Origin of the sequence: Siminovitchia fortis (assembly GCF_003605365.2) — a bacterium.
GTDB classification, from domain to species: domain Bacteria; phylum Bacillota; class Bacilli; order Bacillales; family Bacillaceae_C; genus Siminovitchia; species Siminovitchia fortis.
The window spans coordinates 1-18,253 of record NZ_QYTU02000032.1; the positions used below are offsets into that span (position 1 = coordinate 1).

Here is an 18,253-nt window from a genome sequence, read left to right on the forward strand (position 1 = left end):
ACTAATCGATCGAGGACTTAATCTAAACGAAAAAGCGGAGGCACCAAGGTGCCGGAGCTGGATTGAACATGATCCTCGGTATAATCTTCTCTTATCTGGTTTTGAAGGAATGAATTCCTTTAAAAATAAATAGTCTGGTGGCGATAGCGAAGAGGTCACACCCGTTCCCATCCCGAACACGGAAGTTAAGCTCTTCAGCGCCGATGGTAGTGAGGGGCTTCCCCTTGCGAGAGCAGGACGCCGCCGGGCAAAGACAGAACGTGGGGCCAGAAGGCTTCATGTTTTTTTATTTCTAACTGATCCGACCATAAAGAGATTAAAGGGGATCATATGGCATCTGTTTCGGCTCATACCCGTTGGTTCAATGATCATAAAAAGCCCATACCGGATCATAGCTCATTTATTTCCGGTCATAAAACGGCAAACCCGGATCATATTCCTTTGAATCTCATGCTATTTCCCAAACATTCCGTTCAAACCGCCAATTCTGCCCCCATTAAGCGATCATCGTTTTCAATTGACCTTTGGCAAGTTCAATATTGCAATCGTGCAATTCCCCATAAACTCGTCAATCGTGTTTTGTCCATAATTTTTGTTTAGTCTACTCCTTACCTAGGAACCCTAATTTTTCCATCAAGAAATGGTAAATCATCCACGGACATTTTATCTCTGTTATTTCCAAAAATGTATAGATGAATGGGTAAGTATCGTCAGCAGCCGTTTTGATCAAATCGAACCACCACTCAGTTTCATACCTTGCAATCATGCTCAAATTATATAATAGTAAGTAATGGATCATGAGATCCGGAATGCAGCTGATCTGTTCAAGGGAAATATTGATTCCATAAAGTTTTTTAAAAAGGTGGTATCGAAAGGGCGGGTTCAGATTTGATCTGTTCCCATCAATCGCCAATTCACTCGGCTTCCAATGGATGTTCCCACCGTTTTTTTCTTCAAGAAAATATTTCAATCGTTCTTCGCTCATATGATAAGCGTGCGCCAATTCAGCAGGTATGTGCCAATTGCCATTCATATTATTGAACAAAATGATATTTCTTTTCCGGTGAACAAACAGATATAAATCATCCAGCTCCGGAACAAGGGCTAGCAAATCCCCCATTTTGAATTTTTCTCCTTCCAGATATTCCATCTGGAACATTTTCTCTGCAAAGTGTGTACATAGGCCGTTCTTTTGAATTTTCACTTCGTCATCAAAAAATTGGTAATTTCTTTTTTTCTTTTTTCTCGTTGTTACTCCATGGGCCAGGACGGAGGTCGAGCTTGGATAATACGGATCGACGGTGAGCAGCCCGGCCTTGATTAAATGTACAAAACCGTAAAACAGAAGTACGGGCTTTATCGAAAAAGGGGAGCAGGAAGCCTGCTTGTAGTAGGCTTGTGCCTGCTCCAAATAATACATGAAAGGGTAACAATTATCATAGCTCTTCCTCTCGGCTTCAGCGTTATCAAGGTAAAAATAACATTTTTTTAAATAAAATTGCACGGTGGAGGCAGATTGAAAATAACTGTATTGAAGCCATATTTCACGATGTTTCAGCAGAAAAATCACCTCCGAATAATTTGAAAAGTGGAACATAACCTGTATTCCTTGACAGTATTTTAACCAATTGATAACCTACTAATAATATTTTGGGCAGGGGGACGTTAAAATGTGGGAATCTAAGTTTGCTAAAGAAGGGTTAACGTTTGATGATGTTTTGTTAATCCCGGCAAAATCCGAAGTTTTGCCAAAAGATGTCGATATGAAAGTAAAGTTGACTGATACTCTTCGTTTAAACATTCCTATTATCAGTGCAGGCATGGATACTGTAACGGAAGCGTCCATGGCCATATCGATGGCGCGCCAAGGCGGAGTTGGAGTCATTCACAAAAATATGAGCATTGAACGTCAGGCAGAAGAAGTGGACAAAGTGAAACGCTCCGAAAGCGGAGTCATCACCGACCCATTTTTCCTCACCCCGGAACACCAAGTATTTGACGCGGAGCATCTCATGGCAAAATACCGAATTTCCGGCGTACCCATTGTAAATAATGAAGAAGACAAAAAATTGGTGGGTATTATTACCAACAGGGATATGCGTTTTATTCAGGATTATTCCTTGCCGATCACAGATGTCATGACGAAAGAAAACTTGGTGACGGCATCGGTCGGAACCTCATTGGAGCAGGCTGAAAAAATTCTTCAGGAGCATCGGATTGAAAAGCTCCCTCTTATTGATGATGACGGTGTGCTAAAAGGCTTGATCACCATCAAAGATATTGAAAAAGTGATTGAATTCCCGCATTCAGCAAAAGATGACAAAGGCAGGCTCCTCGTTGCTGCCGCAGTCGGCGTATCGAAAGATACGTTCAAAAGGATAGAACAGCTTGTAAGATCACAAGTCGATGCAATTGTGGTAGATACAGCGCACGGCCATTCAAAGGGCGTTATCGATACTGTCCGGGAAATACGAAAACAATACCCAAAACTGAATATCATCGCGGGAAATGTAGCAACAGCCGAAGCAACCCGTGAACTGTACGAAGCGGGGGCTGATGTAGTCAAAGTAGGAATTGGACCCGGATCCATATGTACGACACGAGTCGTTGCGGGAGTAGGTGTTCCGCAAATCACGGCAATCTACGACTGCGCCACTGAAGCCAGAAAACACGGTAAAACCATCATCGCAGATGGCGGCATCAAATATTCCGGCGATATTGTCAAGGCGCTTGCTGCCGGGGGACATGCCGTCATGCTTGGAAGCCTGCTTGCCGGAACCTCTGAAAGCCCGGGTGAAACTGAGATTTTCCAAGGCAGGAGGTTTAAGGTATACCGCGGAATGGGTTCCGAAGGCGCGATGGAAAAAGGTTCAAAAGACCGTTATTTCCAGGAGGACGCAAAGAAATTTGTCCCTGAAGGAATTGAAGGGCGTGTTCCATACAAAGGACCTCTTGCGGATACGCTGTTCCAGCTGACCGGCGGGCTCAGAGCGGGTATGGGCTATTGCGGAGCAGCCAGTCTCCATGATTTCCGCGAAAATGCGCAATTTATCAAAATGACGGGCGCAGGTTTGCGAGAAAGCCATCCACACCAAGTCCAAATTACAAAGGAAGCGCCAAACTATTCATTATCATAATGGCAGGGCGACTTGCCTTCCTAATAGAAATGACAGGACTCTTTAGCGGGTCCTGTCAATTTTTTTGTGAAAAGAGGTATAATTCCAGTTTTTCCCGTAATGGAAATGACATATTTACAAGCTATTCATCCATAACCAACTATGTTAAAATGACAAACGGGTACATAATATTTGGAGGGTCTACTTTTGAAAAAACAAGCGCATAAACGGTTTATAGCTTTCTTCGTCATGGCCATCATGTTCATCAGCACATTGAACATTCCTGCAAAGGCTTCCGCTGAAGATGCACTGAATATTCATGCAGACGCGGCAATTATTGTAGAAGCAAGCACAGGAAAAATTTTATATGCAAAAAATGAAGATACCGCACTCGGAATTGCATCCATGTCCAAAATGATGACCGAGTATTTAATGTTTGAAGCGATCAAAGATAAAAAAATCAAATGGGATCAGGAACAGACGATCAGTGATTATGTTCATGAAGTTTCCGTAGATACAAATCTATCGAATGTTCCGCTTGAGGCCGGAAAAAAATATACAATCAGGCAATTATATGAAGCTATGGCTATTTATTCGGCCAATGGAGCGACAATTGCCATTGCAGAAGCAATTGCAGGCTCTGAGAAAAAATTCGTGGATGTGATGAACGCCAAGGCCAAAGAACTTGGCTTGGAAAATTATAAATTTGTTAATTCTACAGGATTAAACAACAGGGACTTAAAAGGAAAGCATCCTGAAGGAACGGGTGCGGAAGATGAAAATATCATGTCGGCACGGGCCATGGCAAAGCTGGCTTCACGACTCTTGAATGATTACCCGGAAGTTCTTGAAACAACAAGCATTCCGGAAAAGGATTTCCCGGGGATGCCCGGAAAAATGAAAAACTGGAACTGGATGCTGCCATCCCTTATTTTCAGTTATGAGGGTGTCGACGGCTTAAAAACAGGGACAACGGACTTTGCAGGGTTCTGTTTTACGGGAACAGCAAAGAAAAACGACATGAGAGTCATTACCGTTGTCATGAATGCCAAAGGTAAAAACGGGAAAGGTGAATATGAGTCCCGTTTTGTCGAAACAAAAAAAATGTTGGACTATGCTTTCAACAATTATTCAATAAAAGAGGTCTATCCTGATAAATATAAAGTAAAAGGCCATGATGCTCTCCCTGTCGTCAACGGAAAAGAAAAGCAGGCTTCTATCCAATCGGACGCACCCATTCAGGTTGTTGTAAGAAATGGGGAAGAGAAGGCGTATAAGCCTGAATTCAAAGTGAATAAAAAGGTTTTGAATAAGGATGGCCAATTGACTGCACCTGTCAAGAAAGGTGAAAAGGTCGGGGTTCTGGAAGCAAAATATCAAGGAGAAACGGATTATGGATATATCGGAAAGCCTGCTTCCGCCGATATTGTGACAGCCGAAAAGGTAGATAAAGCAAATTGGTTTGTCCTATCCATGAGAAGTATCGGCGGCTTTTTCGGTGATGTTTGGCAAAGTGCCGCCAAGACAGTCAAGGGCTGGTTCTAGTTAATCAAGGCGCTTGCGCTTTTCTTACAGAGTAAGAAAGCATAAGAATTTTTAGCTTTAAAATTTTGAACAAAGCCTTTTGTTGTCTAGCTTCAGCGCCTATCGACTAGCAGACTTCGCACCTCCTCCTACGATAAGTCAACATCGGCTCGTTCCTCGCCGTGTTTCCTTTATCTCGTCGGAGGCACTCCAGTCTGTACGTCGATGGGCAAGGCGCTTGCGCATTTCTTTTAAAAAAATTTGCATTTAAGTAAAGGATATAGTATAGTATCAGAAAATTGATATAAGCGACAGTGTTGAAAGGAAATAGTAACAGGTGAAGCGTCTATCAGAGAGCCGGTGGCTGGTGAAAATCGGCGGCGCAGCCTGTGAATCCCTCCTTGAGCAAAATGCCGAATGCTCCGGCTAGTAAGCATTTTCGGGCCACACCCGTTATCCGATGAAGAGGAAAGCATGATTGCTTTCAATTTGGGTGGCAACGCGGGTAAACTCTCGTCCCTATTGGGATTGAGGGTTTTTTTGTTTTCTATCATAAAAAATAAAAATGGGAGGTTTTATAATGCTGGATATGAAAACACTTCGGGGTAACGTAGAGGAAGTGAAGAGGAAGCTGCAGCATCGCGGCGAAGACTTGGGGGACTTGGATAAATTTGAGCAGCTGGATCAAAGGCGCAGGGAAATGATCGTTGAATCAGAGCAGTTGAAAAGCAGGCGGAATGAAGTGTCAGAGAAAATAGCCCAGTTAAAAAAAGATAAGCAAAACGCTGATGATCTGATTGTTGAAATGAGGGAAGTAAGCCAGAAAGTCAAGGAGATTGACGGGGAGCTTCGTGGTATAGAAGATGAATTGCAAAAACTGCTGATGTCTATTCCAAATATTCCACATGAGAGTGTTCCGGTGGGAGAGACGGAAGACGACAACGTGGAAATCCGGAAATGGGGGGAGGTACGCGAATTTTCTTTCGAACCGAAGCCCCATTGGGATTTGGCTGCGGATTTGGATATTTTGGATTTTGAAAGGGCTGCAAAAGTGACAGGAAGCCGCTTTGTATTTTACAAGGGTCTGGGAGCCCGGCTGGAGCGGGCGCTGATCAATTTCATGATGGACCTTCATGTGGAGGAGCATGGTTATGAAGAGATGCTTCCGCCTTACCTGGTGAACCGGGCAAGCATGACGGGGACCGGACAGCTGCCAAAATTTGCGGAGGATGCGTTTCGTATTGAGAGCGAGGACTTTTACCTGATTCCAACCGCAGAAGTCCCGGTGACCAATTATCATCGGGATGAAATCCTTGACGGTGAACGCCTGCCTTTGAACTATGTAGCCTACAGCGCTAATTTCCGGTCGGAAGCCGGTTCTGCAGGACGTGATACACGCGGATTAATCCGCCAGCACCAGTTTAACAAAGTGGAGTTGGTCAAATTTGTTAAGCCGGAAGATTCTTATGATGAGCTTGAGAAATTAACCGGACATGCTGAAAAAGTGCTCCAGCTTCTTAACTTGCCATACCGAGTTATGAGCATGTGTACAGCGGACCTTGGTTTTACCGCAGCAAAAAAATATGATCTGGAAGTTTGGATACCGAGCTATGATACGTATCGGGAGATTTCTTCCTGCTCAAACTTTGAAGCATTTCAGGCCAGGAGGGCGAATATCCGCTTCCGCCCTGGACCGAAAGCCAAGCCCCAGCACGTGCATACGCTGAACGGCTCCGGGTTGGCAGTCGGAAGGACAGTTGCCGCTATCTTGGAAAATTACCAGCGTGAAGACGGCACAGTGGAAATTCCGGAAGTGCTCCGACCATATATGCGGAACAAAGAAGTGATTGGATAAGGGTAAAAAGTCCATTTTTGCTCGACAATTATCCGGAATATCGCATAATTAAGTAAAAAGCGGCTCCAGCATTAGGGGCCGCTTTATTTGCGGTTAAGAGAATAATAAAAGGTGCTTGCGCTTTTCTTATCTATTTTTTCACGACATTGAAGTTATCCGTAATCAGCAGCCAGTTTTGGGGAAAAGGAAGCCCGAGCTTCCAGTAGCCGACTCCGCGCAGGTTCAGTTCCTTCACAAGATCAAATTTTGCCTGAATGGACCGGGCATCTTCAAACCATACTTCATGCTGTTTTCCATCCTGGTCTGTATAATGGAAAAATGGTGCCTGTGCGATTGTATCATATTCGATTGCAGCGTTGTTTTCTGCAGCGATCTGGATGGCCCTTTGCGGGCTGACGGCTCTTGCTGTCGTCCCTTTTACAAAAGGGAGCGTCCAATCGTAGCCATAAAGATTCTGGCCCATCATCACTTTTTCGGAAGGGATTTCGGTAATGGCATACTCCAGTACCCGCCTTACAGGGCCGATCGGAGATACAGCCATGGCGGGTCCTCCGCTGTATCCCCATTCATACGTCATGATCAATGAATAGTCGGCAATTTCTCCGTGCGCTTTATAATCATGACCTTCATACCATTCACCTTTTTGTGCCGTACTTGTTTTGGGAGCCAAAGCTGTTGAAAGGATATACCCTTCCTTGTGAAAAAGATCCCTTGCCCTGCGAAGGAAATCATTATATGCTTCCCTGTCATCGCCGGAAATTCTTTCAAAATCAAAATGTATATCTGTAAATCCGACCCGTTTCGCCTCACTGACAATATTGTTTAGAAAAGTCGTTTGGATCTGTTCGTTTGTAAGGAGGACATGGACCAATTCCGTATTAAACTGTCCTTCTTCCTGATTGGCCAGCACCATGGCGAGAGATGTATTGTTTGTTTCAGCTATTTCAGGGAACCGGTTCAGCTTTGGGGGATCCAAAGACCCGTCCCGCTTTGGAAAATAGGCAAAAGGAGCGAGGTAGGTCAAATAGGGAGATGCTTGCCTTGCAGCAGATTCAAGCTGCGGGGAAACCTCTCCTGCGCGCCGCGGTTCCACATAGGCTAAAAACTCCCCATTTCTTTTCGGCCGTTGCGGAATGTAAAGCCGCATGCCGACTTGAATCGGATGATTCACATGAATACCGTTAATCCGTGCCAGTTCCTGATAAGAAATCCCAAACTTTTGGGCTATGGCCCAAAGGCTGTCGCCGGGCTGTACCCAATAAAAGCTGCCAAAAATGGGAATCACTAATGCTTGCCCAACGACCAGCTGCTCCCGATTGGGAAGCTGGTTTGCTTCGGCAATAATAGCAGAAGAGATATTATAGCGAGAGGCAATCGAGTTCAATGTCTCATTGGGCTCGACAACATGAATCTGCATGTTTTTCCTCCTTAGGCTGATCAAAATATATTATTCACCTTGTCCCATTGTATGTATTGTGTAAAAATAAAAGACCAATGAATGTTTTTAATTCAGAGTCAAATAGGGAGATACCAATGGAAAGAGAAGAAAGATATATGCAATTGGCGATTGCTGAAGCAAAGAAGGCCGAAAATATGCAAGAGGTTCCCATCGGAGCAGTTGTAGTGCTTAATGGTGAAGTGGTGGCAGCCGCCCATAACAGGCGGGAGACGGATCAAAACGCTGTAGCCCATGCGGAACTGCTGGCCATTGAAGAAGCTTGTAAAAAATTGGGAACCTGGAGACTGGAAGGGGCCGAGTTGTATGTCACATTGGAACCTTGTCCGATGTGCAGCGGAGCCATTATTTTATCACGGATTCAAAAGGTTGTATATGGTGCATCCGATCCGAAGGCCGGCTGTGCGGGAACGTTGATGAATCTGTTGGAGGATGAACGGTTCAATCATCAAAGCGAGGTCATAAGCGGCGTACTGGGTGAACAATGCAGCCGGCTTTTAAGTGATTTTTTTCGTAAGATCCGTGAAAAAAGGAGAAAGTCCTAATTCTTGGAAGCTTTTAACATACGCAGTTCAGACATTGATTTTAAAGTGAAAAAGTAGTAAAATAGGATATGCCGTGCTAGACGGGGAAGTAGCGGAGCCCTGTACCCGAAATCCGCTCCAGCGGGGTTGAATCCCTTCCAGAGGCTGCTGTTTTGTCTGGCCTGCCTCAAGTAAGTGGTGTAGACACCCGGGTCCCGCGCAATGGGAACCCACGAACCATGTCAGGTCCGGAAGGAAGCAGCATTAAGTGGAACCTCTCATGTGCCGCGGGGCAGCCTGGGTCGAGCTAACTGCTTGGGTAACGCAGATGAAGCACTGTCGAAGGAAGGTGCGCGGCATTAATCAATGAAATGGTCAAACCCATTCGCATGAAGCGGATGGGTTTTTTGTTGTCCAGGAAATTATAAAATGCTCAGGTTGTGAGGAACTTATTTGTCACTTAGTGCTGCGTCCGGCTCCGACGGACAGGAAGTCCTAGTCCGCCGGCGCCTATCGACTAGCAGACTTCATGCTTCTTCCTACGATAAGTCAACATCTCTCCGCTGCGCGTGTTGTCCGGCTGCGAGTGCCATCGGTTCGAGGTCATAAGCCAATCGCTGCTGAAGGCAAACTACGCCTTCTACAGCGCTCGTCTTATGCTTGTCGCCGATAAGCAGGCACTCTCCGCACTTCCTTATCCTTTATCTCGTCAGAAGCGCTCCAGTATGTACGTCGATAAACAGGCGCTTGCGCCTTTGTTCTGATTTGAAACCTAATTAGCTTTAAGTCCGTAACCAATATAAGCAGAGTGAGGTGAATAGTTTATGTTGAAAAAATTTATCTTTCCTACTTTAATCTTTTTGTTTTTGGCTCCTTCGTTTGCCTATGCCGTAGATTTTTCAATTCCTGATGTGAAAATTGATGCTTATTTGCAGGAAAATGGAGACATCAATGTCAACGAACGACATACTTATATTTTTGACGGAAAATTTAATGGCATTACCCGGGAAATATTCCCGAAAAAAGGTGCGGAAATAAGTGACTTTATGGCGAACGAGGGTGAAAAAAGTCTAAAGGTGGAAAGAGAGGGGGAACTGTATAAAGTTCACCGCAGCGGCAAGGATGAAACGATCCAGGTAGATCTGCACTATACAATCAAAAATGGGATGGAGAAGTATACCGATATAACGGAATTTTATTGGCCATTTTTTGATGACCGCAATGAAGCCGGCTACGGAAAAATGACTATTGCCATTCATCCTCCTCAACCGGCAGATGGGGCGATTGCATTGGGGTACGACTCTGCTTTTAAAACAGAGAGCGTGGCGGATGATGGAACCGTCGTTTTTTCAATGGGAGAAGTAGAAGCCGGGGAAAACGGGGACGTAAGGGTTGCTTACGACTCGACATTATTTCCTGCTATGACACTGACGTCAGATAGATCGGTGAAAGAAGAAATAGTCAACGAGAAAAAAACAATGGAAGAGAATGCAATCATCTATGCCCAGAATAAAAGGAAAACGGCCTCGGCTGCGATATGGGTTCTGGCTGGCCTAACGGCTTTATTTGTCGTCATTTCCATGAAGGAGTCTAACAGATCCAAAAGGAAAAGGAAGGCTGTCATGGATGATGTTTATAATCAAAAACGAAAAATTCCTGAGCAGCAAATGAGTATGCCGGCGACTATCTTTTTTACTGATTCTTTTCATAATGAAACGATAGCGGCAGCATTGATGGACCTTGTCCGTCAGGGATATGTCAAGCAGACGCGCGAAGGGCATTTTCAGTTAGTGAGCAGAGAAGCTGCTGAGGAACATGAAAGAATTCTGATCAGCCTTCTATTCGATAAGATTGGCAGGAACAATGCTTTCAGTATCGATGACCTGGAAGAATATATGGAGGATAAGAAGAACCACATAAAATACCGTGATGAAATCACCAGGTGGAAAGCAGCGGTTACAAAAGAAACAACGCAGCATAATTTATATGATCAAAGAAAAACGGTGAGAATTGCAGTAGGAATATTAAGCATTTTTCCGTTTTGGTTTATCATCATGTCAGCCAAGTATGATCTTTTTCTATATATGATTTTATTTATCTTCCTGTTTATAGTATATCTTGGATTTTCTATTTTTTATAAATCATTGGCAGAAAAAGGTATGCGCATGCGGGAAGAGTGGCGAAGATTGGTTGATGAATTTGAACAAATATCCGACTGGGACTGGAAGCTCTATAGCGAGGATGACCGGATGCGGGCTATAATTTATTCACTTGGAATCGGAGGCTCAATCTGTACCGAAACGAACAGATTTACAGCTTTCGGGGAATTTGCGGGTGAAGCAGCCGGTATTTCATCAGGCTTTTATCCGGTGCATTGGCCGCTCCTGGCTTCATCTTTTGACACGGCAGGAGAACAGGCAAAAGAAACGGCCGCTTCCCAATCAAGTGGAAGCTCTTCCACAAGTGGAGGGGTTGGGGGCGGCGGTGGCGGATCTGGGGCATTTTAGCCGCCCTGTTCATCTTCCTTTATATCTATTTTCGGTAATACTCTGTCTGTAATTTCCTTTCCGGTTAAGGTATAATAAATAGTAGAAAATTATTACTTAACAAGGAGGCAGAGCATGAGTTACCAAGCGTTATATCGAGTATGGCGACCGCAGGCGTTTGCGGATGTCATCGGGCAGGGACATGTGACGAAGACGTTGCAAAATGCTCTCCTCCAACAAAAAATATCGCATGCTTACTTATTTTCCGGTCCCCGCGGAACAGGAAAAACAAGTGCTGCCAAAATAATGGCCAAAGCGGTCAACTGTGAAAAAATGCCAATTGCGGAACCGTGCAATGAATGTCCCGCCTGCCTGGGAATCACGGACGGTTCGGTTCCCGATGTCATTGAAATTGACGCGGCTTCCAATAACGGAGTGGAAGAAATCCGTGATATCCGTGACAAGGTCAAGTATACGCCCAACGCGGTGAAGTACAAGGTCTACATCATTGACGAAGTGCATATGCTGACTATCGGCGCATTCAATGCTTTGCTTAAAACGTTGGAAGAACCGCCCAAACATGTCATTTTCATACTGGCTACGACGGAACCGCACAAAATTCCGTTAACCATCATTTCCAGGTGCCAGCGGTTTGATTTTAAAAGAATCACTTCGCAGGACATCGCCGGGCGAATGTCGCATATTGCAAATGAAACTTCGTTGGAATATGATGAGAAGGCGCTTCAAATCATTGCGAGAGCGGCTGAAGGCGGTATGCGGGACGCATTGAGCCTGCTGGATCAGGCCATCTCTTTCAGTACCGGGAAAGTCACCGTGGAAGATGCATTGACGGTTACCGGATCCATATCGCAAAACAGTTTGAACAGGCTTGCACGGGCCGTTCATAATAAAGATGTTTCCGAAGCACTCGGCACTCTTGAGGAGCTGCTCATGCAGGGGAAGGATCCTTCCCGGTTCACGGAGGATTTCCTCTTGTATTTCCGGGACCTGCTGCTTTATAAGACAGCCCCGAATTTGGATGAGATAGCCGAGCAAGCGCTTATTGATGAAGAATTTAAAACCCTTGCCGAAGAGATTCAGCCGCAGCAAATTTATGAATACATTGATATATTAAGCAAAACCCAGCAGGAAATGCGGTTTTCCAATCATGCGCGTATTTATTTGGAAGTATGCCTGGTGAAACTTTGCCAGACAGAAAGAATTCCGGCCCAGGCAGATGGACCGCAACTCCAGGAATTATATAAGAAAATTGAAGCGCTGGAAAAAGAAATCAAATGGCTGAAAAACAACAGCCAACCGATTGACAAGACCCAAAGCAAGCCTGCTGCACCTTCAAAAAGACCGGCCAGAAATGCCGGAAAGGAATTCCGGGTCAATGCAGGCACCGTTACCCAGGTTTTGAAGGAAGCTACAAGGAAGCATCTAAATGATGTCAAAAGCCATTGGGGAGAATTTTTGAATATATTGAATCAGCGGCACTTGCCTTCGCAGGTTGCCCTGCTCAATGATGCCGAACCGGCTGCAGCATCGGCTGATGCGATTGTCCTGAAATTCAAATATGATATGATTTGTAAAATGGCCATGGAAAATCAAACATTTATCCAAACAATCTCTCAGATTTTAGAGGAGCAGATGGGAACCGGATATAAAATCATTGGTGTTCCTGAAGCCCAATGGAAAGAGATCCGGGAAGAATTTTTACAATCAGGCAAGAGTGACGGGGGCGAAGGCACTGCAGAGGAGCAGGACCCGATCGTGTCCGAAGCTCTAAAACTCGTTGGGAAAGATCTTTTGGAAATTAAAAACTAATCATGGTGGAGGTCGTACGATAATGCGAGGAATGGGAAATATGCAAGGCATGATGAAACAAATGCAGAAAATGCAAAAGAAGATGGCGCAGGCGCAAGAGGAGCTTGGAGAAAAAAGAATCGAAGGCACAGCAGGCGGCGGAATGGTAAAAGTGATTGTATCCGGCCATAAGGAAGTGCTGGAAGTTCAAATTGACGAAGAGGTTGTGGACCCGGAAGATATTGAAATGCTCCAAGATCTTGTGTTGGCGGCTACCAATGATGCCTTGAAGCAGGCGGAAGAATTATCAAGCCAGACGATGGGACAATTTACAAAAGGATTAAACCTTCCTGGCTTCTAGGAGGTTACCATTATGCATTACCCAGAACCAATATCAAAGCTGATCGACAGCTTTATGAAACTGCCGGGAATCGGGCCGAAAACAGCAGCCCGCCTGGCGTTTTTCGTTCTTAATATGAAAGAAGACACCGTTCTTGATTTTGCAAAGGCCCTTGTCAATGCAAAAAGGGATCTCGGCTACTGCTCAGTATGCGGCCATATCACCGACAAGGATCCATGCTACATTTGTGAAGACCAAAGACGGGACCGCAGCGTCATCTGTGTCGTGCAGGAGCCGAAAGATGTCATCGCCATGGAGAAGATGAAGGAATACAACGGCTTGTATCATGTCCTTCATGGATCCATTTCCCCTATGGAAGGCATCGGGCCGGAAGACATCAATATTCCCGATCTGCTGAAAAGACTTCAGGACGAAACCGTCCAGGAAGTGATCCTGGCGACAAATCCTAATATTGAAGGGGAAGCTACGGCCATGTATATTTCCCGCCTTCTCAAGCCGTCGGGCATCACCGTCACAAGGATTGCCCATGGCCTGCCTGTCGGAGGAGATCTTGAATACGCAGATGAAGTGACTCTCTCAAAAGCGTTGGAAGGCCGAAGAGAAGTTCTTTAAGGAGAGGTCCCATATGTTACGGAAACAAAAAATGCGTAAAGAATTTGATCAAAGGCTAATAGGCCTCATGGGAAATATTAAAAAAGAATGGGATCAAAAAAGCGATTTGCTCAAATTGAGCTATGAGCCGAATGATGAATTGCAGTATCGGTTGCGGCTGGCAAAGGCCAAATATATTTTCCTGTTCAAGGAAGCGAAGATACGAAAAATTTCGATAAAGGATCATTGACTCCCTTGTCAGTTCTTTTCGGACAATCCTCTCATACAATTTAAATAAGGACGAGAGGGCAGGAGGGGGAACATTTGGATTCAATCTTGATCATTTCTTCGCTGATCGGCCTGATCATTTTTTTACTGATGGCGGTAAAACCCGGGAGCGTTTTTAAAGTGATCGGCCAATCATTTATAAAATTGATGATCGGAGCTTTGTTTTTATTCTTTTTAAATGCTTTCGGGAATCAATTCGGGCTGTATATCCCCATTAATTTTGTGACTGCCGCCATTTCCGGGCTGCTCGGTCTGCCGGGGGTTGCGGCATTGTCAGTCATCCAATTATGGATTATTGCGTGAAACATCCGGATTATGCGGATGTTTCATTTTTATTTTGAAAAAATACCCGAGACAAACACGGCATCCGATTTTAGGGCATAGAATGAAACAAATGGTTTCCAACTGCTCAAATGTTGTTAATTGTGTATACAATTGACCGGCAGTGGCCATAATAAAAATGTGTGGAGGTGGAGAGATGGAAAAGTGCATAATTTGTAAAAAAGCACAGAATGCGGGGATTCATCTTTATACATCTTTTATTTGTGCCGGCTGTGAGCAGGAGATTATCCATACAGAGACGGATGACCCGAGGTACAAATATTTTGTGGAACAGATGAGGGTCATTAAAGAAACAAAAATTGTCACATAAAACCGGGCTGCCGCTTATGGAAGCCTGGTTTTTTGTATTTTTGGATCAAAAACAGCCAAACCTGACAATGAGGGCCACTATTTTTATTAGTATCCCGATGTTATACTATACGCTGTAAACATTAGGGATCGGGGGAAGAGAATGGATGAGCGGATTGTTTATCACATTGGAAGGGCCCGAAGGGGCGGGCAAAACAACAATGATTGAAAAACTGGCGGAAGACCTGGCCGATGATGGAGTGGAGGTATTGGCCACTAGAGAGCCGGGTGGAATCGGCATAGCAGAAAAAATCAGGACAATCATCCTTGATAAAGAGCATACGATGATGGACCCGCGTACGGAAGCTTTGTTGTATGCCGCTGCACGACGCCAGCATTTGACGGAAAAAGTTCTGCCGGCGCTCCGGGAAGGAAAAGTTGTCCTGTGTGACCGCTTTATTGACAGTTCCCTCGCCTATCAAGGATATGCAAGAGGGCTTGGAATCGATGAAGTGTATGCCATCAATGAATTTGCCATCCAAGGTGCCATGCCGGATGCGACACTGTATTTTGATATAGATCCTGAAATTGGTTTAAAGCGGATCGCCCGGAATGCAGGGCGGGAAGTGAACAGGCTTGATCTGGAAAAAGTCGGGTTCCATCATAAAGTAAGAAAAGGCTATCATCTATTGCTGCAAAGATTTCCGGATAGAATAATCTTAATCGATGCCTCTGCCCCAGTAGACTCGGTGTACCAGAAGGCAAAAAAGGTGATTGACGGGCGGCTGGTGCAAGCTGGAATACTGAATAAAGATTGACTATTTATAGTACGTGTTCAATCCTCTTAAAATAAATGTCGTTTTTTCGATGGAAAGTGGACGGATTGATACACGAATAACAATGTCACATATTCGATTAGCTGATATAATAAGAATAGTAACAAATTTGTTTTTCACTTTATTACGGGGAGTGAGCAAAATGAAATTAATTATGGCAGTAGTTCAGGACCAGGACAGCAACCGTCTCATGAATGCCTTGGTTGAAAATAATTTCAGGGCAACAAAATTGGCAACAACCGGTGGTTTCTTGAAGTCCGGAAATACGACTTTTATGATAGGTACAGAAGATATCCGCGTCGAGAAAGCGCTTGAGGTCATAAGGGAAAGCTGCAAGTCACGTGAACAGCTGATGGCGCCCGTTTCCCCTATGGGAGGAAACGCTGATTCGTATATTCCTTATCCAGTGGAAGTTTCGGTAGGAGGAGCAACTGTGTTTGTTCTCCCGATCGAGCAGTTCCACCAGTTTTAGGAGATGTCCATGAAGGTCAATGATTTGGCCGGATCAAGAACGGGGCAATTTTCATCCCTTCCCAGATCCGGCAGTACCGGGGCAAAATTTTCCGAAGTCATCTCCCGTCAGGAAGTCCAGCTTTATAAAGATCATCTGGACAGGCTGCTCGCGGATATCCATAAGGCGGGGGAGCGGCTTGGGAAATCAAGGAATTTCCGTGACTTGGCAAAATATAAAACACTCGTGAAGCAGCTTGTAAAGGAAACGGTTGAAACAGGGATGGAGCTTAAGCAGTCGCACAGCTGGAACAGGTTTGCAGAAGGAAGAGTCCATCAGACTGTTGAACTGATTGATGAGAAACTGGTTGAATTGACCGAAGAAGTTTTGAAGGAGGAAAAGCAGTCCATCGATATTTTAGGAAAAATCGGTGAGATAAAAGGGCTGCTGATCCATTTATATACGTAGGCGGGTGAATACCGGAAGATATGAATTGGGATCAATTTGAGCATGAGCAGCCGATTGCGGCCAGGCTCTTAAAAAACAGTCTGGTCCATCGCCGGGTCGCCCACGCCTATTTATTTGAAGGTGAGCGTGGGACCGGCAAGAAAGCAGGCAGCCTGTTAATGGCGGAAAGCCTCTTCTGCGAGGAAAATGGACAAGATGTGAATCCTTGCGGACAATGTGGAAACTGTAAAAGAATCAAAAGCGGAAACCATCCGGATGTTCATCTCGTTGAACCGGACGGGCTTTCCATTAAAATAGATCAAATTCGTTCGCTGAGAACGGAATTTAGCAAATCGGGCATGGAATCGAAGAGAAAGCTGTATATTATTATGGATGCCGAAAAGATGACAGTTCAGGCGGCGAACAGTTTATTGAAATTTTTGGAAGAACCTCATTCCGGAACGACAGCCGTTCTTGTCTCGGAGCAGCCGCAGCAATTATTGCCCACCATCATCTCGCGCTGTCAATCGGTACCTTTCTATCCATTGGGACCTGACATTTTTGCTGAAAAGCTGGAACAAGCAGGTGTGCCGAAAGGAAAAGCAGCCCTTCTGGCCGCCCTCACAAACGATCTTCAGGAAGCCGTAAGACTGAATGATGATGATTGGTTTGCACAAGCCAGAAAAATAGTGTTAAAATTATATGAAGTGCTTAGAGAAAACCCGCTCTATGCGATGACTTCACTTCAAACCGACTGGATGGGGCATTTTAAAGAGAAAGGCCAGCATGATCTGGGACTGTCTCTTTTATTATATATATATAAAGATATACTGAACATACAATTGGGGAAGGATCGGCAGCTCGTCTATCCTGATCAGCGGCAGACGCTTGAAAAGGATGCTCTTCACACCTCAATGGAACGGCTGTCGAAACAAATGACTGCAATTTTGGAAGCCAAAAGAAAATTACACGCAAATATGAATCCTCAGCTGTTAATGGAACAGCTTGTGCTGAATTTGCAGGGGGGACCTTCTTTTGTATAATGTTGTAGGAGTCCGGTTTAAAAAAGCCGGTAAAATATATTATTTCGATCCAATGGATCATCCCGTCCGCAAAGGCGATTACGTCATTGTAGAAACTGCACGCGGCATCGAATTTGGAAAAGCTGTGACCGAAAAGAAGCAGGTCAGCGAACATGATGTAGTGCTCCCATTGAAAAAAATTGTCCGGATTGCAGATGGACAGGACCAGCAGAATGTTGAATCGAACAAGGAAGCGGCCGAGGAGGCTTACCAGGTCTGTTCGGAGAAAATCCTGGAGCATCAGCTTGATATGAAGCTTGTTGATGTAGAATACACATTCGACCGCAACAAGGTGATTTTTTATTTTACAGCTGACGGGCGCGTTGATTTCCGTGAGCTTGTAAAAGATTTGGCCTCCATTTTCAGAACAAGAATTGAACTGAGGCAAATAGGAGTAAGGGATGAAGCGAAAATGCTCGGAGGAATCGGTCCGTGCGGGCGTATGCTATGCTGCTCTACTTTCCTGGGAGATTTTGAACCTGTATCAATCAAAATGGCCAAAGATCAAAATCTCTCCTTAAACCCGACGAAAATATCCGGCTTATGCGGCAGGCTGATGTGCTGCCTGAAATATGAAAATGATGAGTATGAAGCAGCGAAGGCTGCGCTTCCTGATGTGGGCGAGACCATCCATACACCGAACGGTTCAGGAAGAGTGGTCGGCTTAAATATACTGGAGCGCATTATGCAAGTGGAATTGTCTGACCAGGAGCGGGTCTTGGAATATACACTGGAAGAGATCATGAGTGAAAGTGTAACGTCTGTCCAGGCCACGGAATAATGAGGTGGTAAGGTGA

The 18,253-nt window shown here is 44.9% G+C and carries 18 protein-coding genes, 1 rRNA gene, 1 other RNA gene and 1 other annotated feature; of the genes, 18 read left to right on the forward strand and 2 right to left on the reverse strand.

Annotated elements, in window-relative coordinates:
- The first annotated feature begins 133 nt into the window (after positions 1–133).
- A 5S ribosomal RNA gene (gene rrf, locus D4N35_RS13170) occupies positions 134–249 on the forward strand.
- A 352-nt stretch (positions 250–601) separates the two neighbouring features.
- Here the strand turns inward: rrf and D4N35_RS13175 are convergent.
- Positions 602–1,597 (reverse strand): YaaC family protein, encoded by a 996-nt coding sequence (locus tag D4N35_RS13175; protein WP_120074405.1) that lies wholly within the window; start codon positions 1,595–1,597, stop codon positions 602–604.
- Positions 1,598–1,670: 73 nt separating this feature from the next.
- Between D4N35_RS13175 and guaB the strand changes: the two genes are divergently transcribed.
- The 3 genes from guaB (at position 1,671) to serS (ending at position 6,495) form a co-directional block, all read left to right on the forward strand.
- The gene (guaB, locus tag D4N35_RS13180; RefSeq protein ID WP_120074407.1) at positions 1,671–3,137 is read left to right on the forward strand and encodes an IMP dehydrogenase; all 1,467 of its coding nucleotides are present in this window, start codon (positions 1,671–1,673) and stop codon (positions 3,135–3,137) included.
- Positions 3,138–3,365: 228 nt separating this feature from the next.
- On the forward strand, positions 3,366–4,661 hold the full coding sequence (locus tag D4N35_RS13185; protein WP_235870391.1) for a serine hydrolase: 1,296 nt from the start codon (positions 3,366–3,368) through the stop codon (positions 4,659–4,661).
- Positions 4,662–4,948: 287 nt separating this feature from the next.
- Positions 4,949–5,164, forward strand: a binding site (T-box leader).
- A 56-nt stretch (positions 5,165–5,220) separates the two neighbouring features.
- Positions 5,221–6,495, forward strand: a complete 1,275-nt coding sequence (serS, locus tag D4N35_RS13190) for a serine--tRNA ligase (protein ID WP_120074411.1) — start codon at positions 5,221–5,223, stop codon at positions 6,493–6,495.
- 130 nt (positions 6,496–6,625) lie between these two features.
- Here the strand turns inward: serS and D4N35_RS13195 are convergent, their stop codons facing one another.
- Entirely contained in the window at positions 6,626–7,912 is a 1,287-nt protein-coding gene (locus D4N35_RS13195; RefSeq protein WP_120074413.1) for a glycoside hydrolase family 18 protein, read from the reverse strand.
- 116 nt (positions 7,913–8,028) lie between these two features.
- On the opposite strand from D4N35_RS13195, the gene tadA reads away from it, so the two are divergent.
- The 14 genes from tadA to D4N35_RS13265 all read left to right on the forward strand — a co-directional run bounded on the left by tadA (position 8,029) and on the right by D4N35_RS13265 (position 18,237).
- On the forward strand, positions 8,029–8,496 hold the full coding sequence (gene tadA, locus D4N35_RS13200) for a tRNA adenosine(34) deaminase TadA (RefSeq protein ID WP_120074415.1): 468 nt from the start codon (positions 8,029–8,031) through the stop codon (positions 8,494–8,496).
- Between the two features lie 71 nt (positions 8,497–8,567).
- Positions 8,568–8,832: signal recognition particle sRNA large type (gene ffs, locus D4N35_RS13205), an RNA gene on the forward strand.
- Between the two features lie 467 nt (positions 8,833–9,299).
- Complete coding sequence (locus tag D4N35_RS13210) at positions 9,300–10,982, forward strand: DUF2207 domain-containing protein (protein WP_120074417.1); 1,683 nt, start codon at positions 9,300–9,302, stop codon at positions 10,980–10,982.
- 114 nt (positions 10,983–11,096) lie between these two features.
- Positions 11,097–12,791, forward strand: coding sequence for a DNA polymerase III subunit gamma/tau (gene dnaX / locus D4N35_RS13215; protein ID WP_120074419.1), 1,695 nt, complete (start codon positions 11,097–11,099; stop codon positions 12,789–12,791).
- 22 nt (positions 12,792–12,813) lie between these two features.
- A complete protein-coding gene (locus D4N35_RS13220; protein WP_120074421.1) occupies positions 12,814–13,131 on the forward strand; it encodes a YbaB/EbfC family nucleoid-associated protein in 318 nt (105 codons plus the stop codon).
- A gap of 12 nt (positions 13,132–13,143) precedes the next feature.
- The gene (gene recR, locus D4N35_RS13225) at positions 13,144–13,743 is read left to right on the forward strand and encodes a recombination mediator RecR (protein ID WP_120074424.1); all 600 of its coding nucleotides are present in this window, start codon (positions 13,144–13,146) and stop codon (positions 13,741–13,743) included.
- A 13-nt stretch (positions 13,744–13,756) separates the two neighbouring features.
- Positions 13,757–13,972, forward strand: coding sequence for a YaaL family protein (locus D4N35_RS13230; RefSeq protein WP_120074426.1), 216 nt, complete (start codon positions 13,757–13,759; stop codon positions 13,970–13,972).
- A gap of 74 nt (positions 13,973–14,046) precedes the next feature.
- Complete coding sequence (locus tag D4N35_RS13235) at positions 14,047–14,313, forward strand: pro-sigmaK processing inhibitor BofA family protein (RefSeq protein WP_120074428.1); 267 nt, start codon at positions 14,047–14,049, stop codon at positions 14,311–14,313.
- A gap of 175 nt (positions 14,314–14,488) precedes the next feature.
- Complete coding sequence (locus D4N35_RS13240; RefSeq protein ID WP_120074430.1) at positions 14,489–14,662, forward strand: sigma factor G inhibitor Gin; 174 nt, start codon at positions 14,489–14,491, stop codon at positions 14,660–14,662.
- 145 nt (positions 14,663–14,807) lie between these two features.
- Positions 14,808–15,458, forward strand: coding sequence for a dTMP kinase (gene tmk, locus D4N35_RS13245; RefSeq protein WP_120074432.1), 651 nt, complete (start codon positions 14,808–14,810; stop codon positions 15,456–15,458).
- Between the two features lie 160 nt (positions 15,459–15,618).
- Positions 15,619–15,948: a cyclic di-AMP receptor DarA gene (gene darA / locus D4N35_RS13250; protein WP_018708571.1), complete on the forward strand. Its 330-nt coding sequence runs from the start codon at positions 15,619–15,621 to the stop codon at positions 15,946–15,948.
- Between the two features lie 9 nt (positions 15,949–15,957).
- Positions 15,958–16,395 (forward strand): YaaR family protein, encoded by a 438-nt coding sequence (locus tag D4N35_RS13255; protein WP_120074435.1) that lies wholly within the window; start codon positions 15,958–15,960, stop codon positions 16,393–16,395.
- A 20-nt stretch (positions 16,396–16,415) separates the two neighbouring features.
- Entirely contained in the window at positions 16,416–17,417 is a 1,002-nt protein-coding gene (gene holB / locus D4N35_RS13260; RefSeq protein ID WP_120074437.1) for a DNA polymerase III subunit delta', read from the forward strand.
- Complete coding sequence (locus D4N35_RS13265) at positions 17,410–18,237, forward strand: PSP1 domain-containing protein (RefSeq protein ID WP_120074439.1); 828 nt, start codon at positions 17,410–17,412, stop codon at positions 18,235–18,237. The genes holB and D4N35_RS13265 overlap by 8 nt, the downstream gene beginning before the upstream one ends.
- The last annotated feature ends 16 nt before the right edge of the window (positions 18,238–18,253 follow it).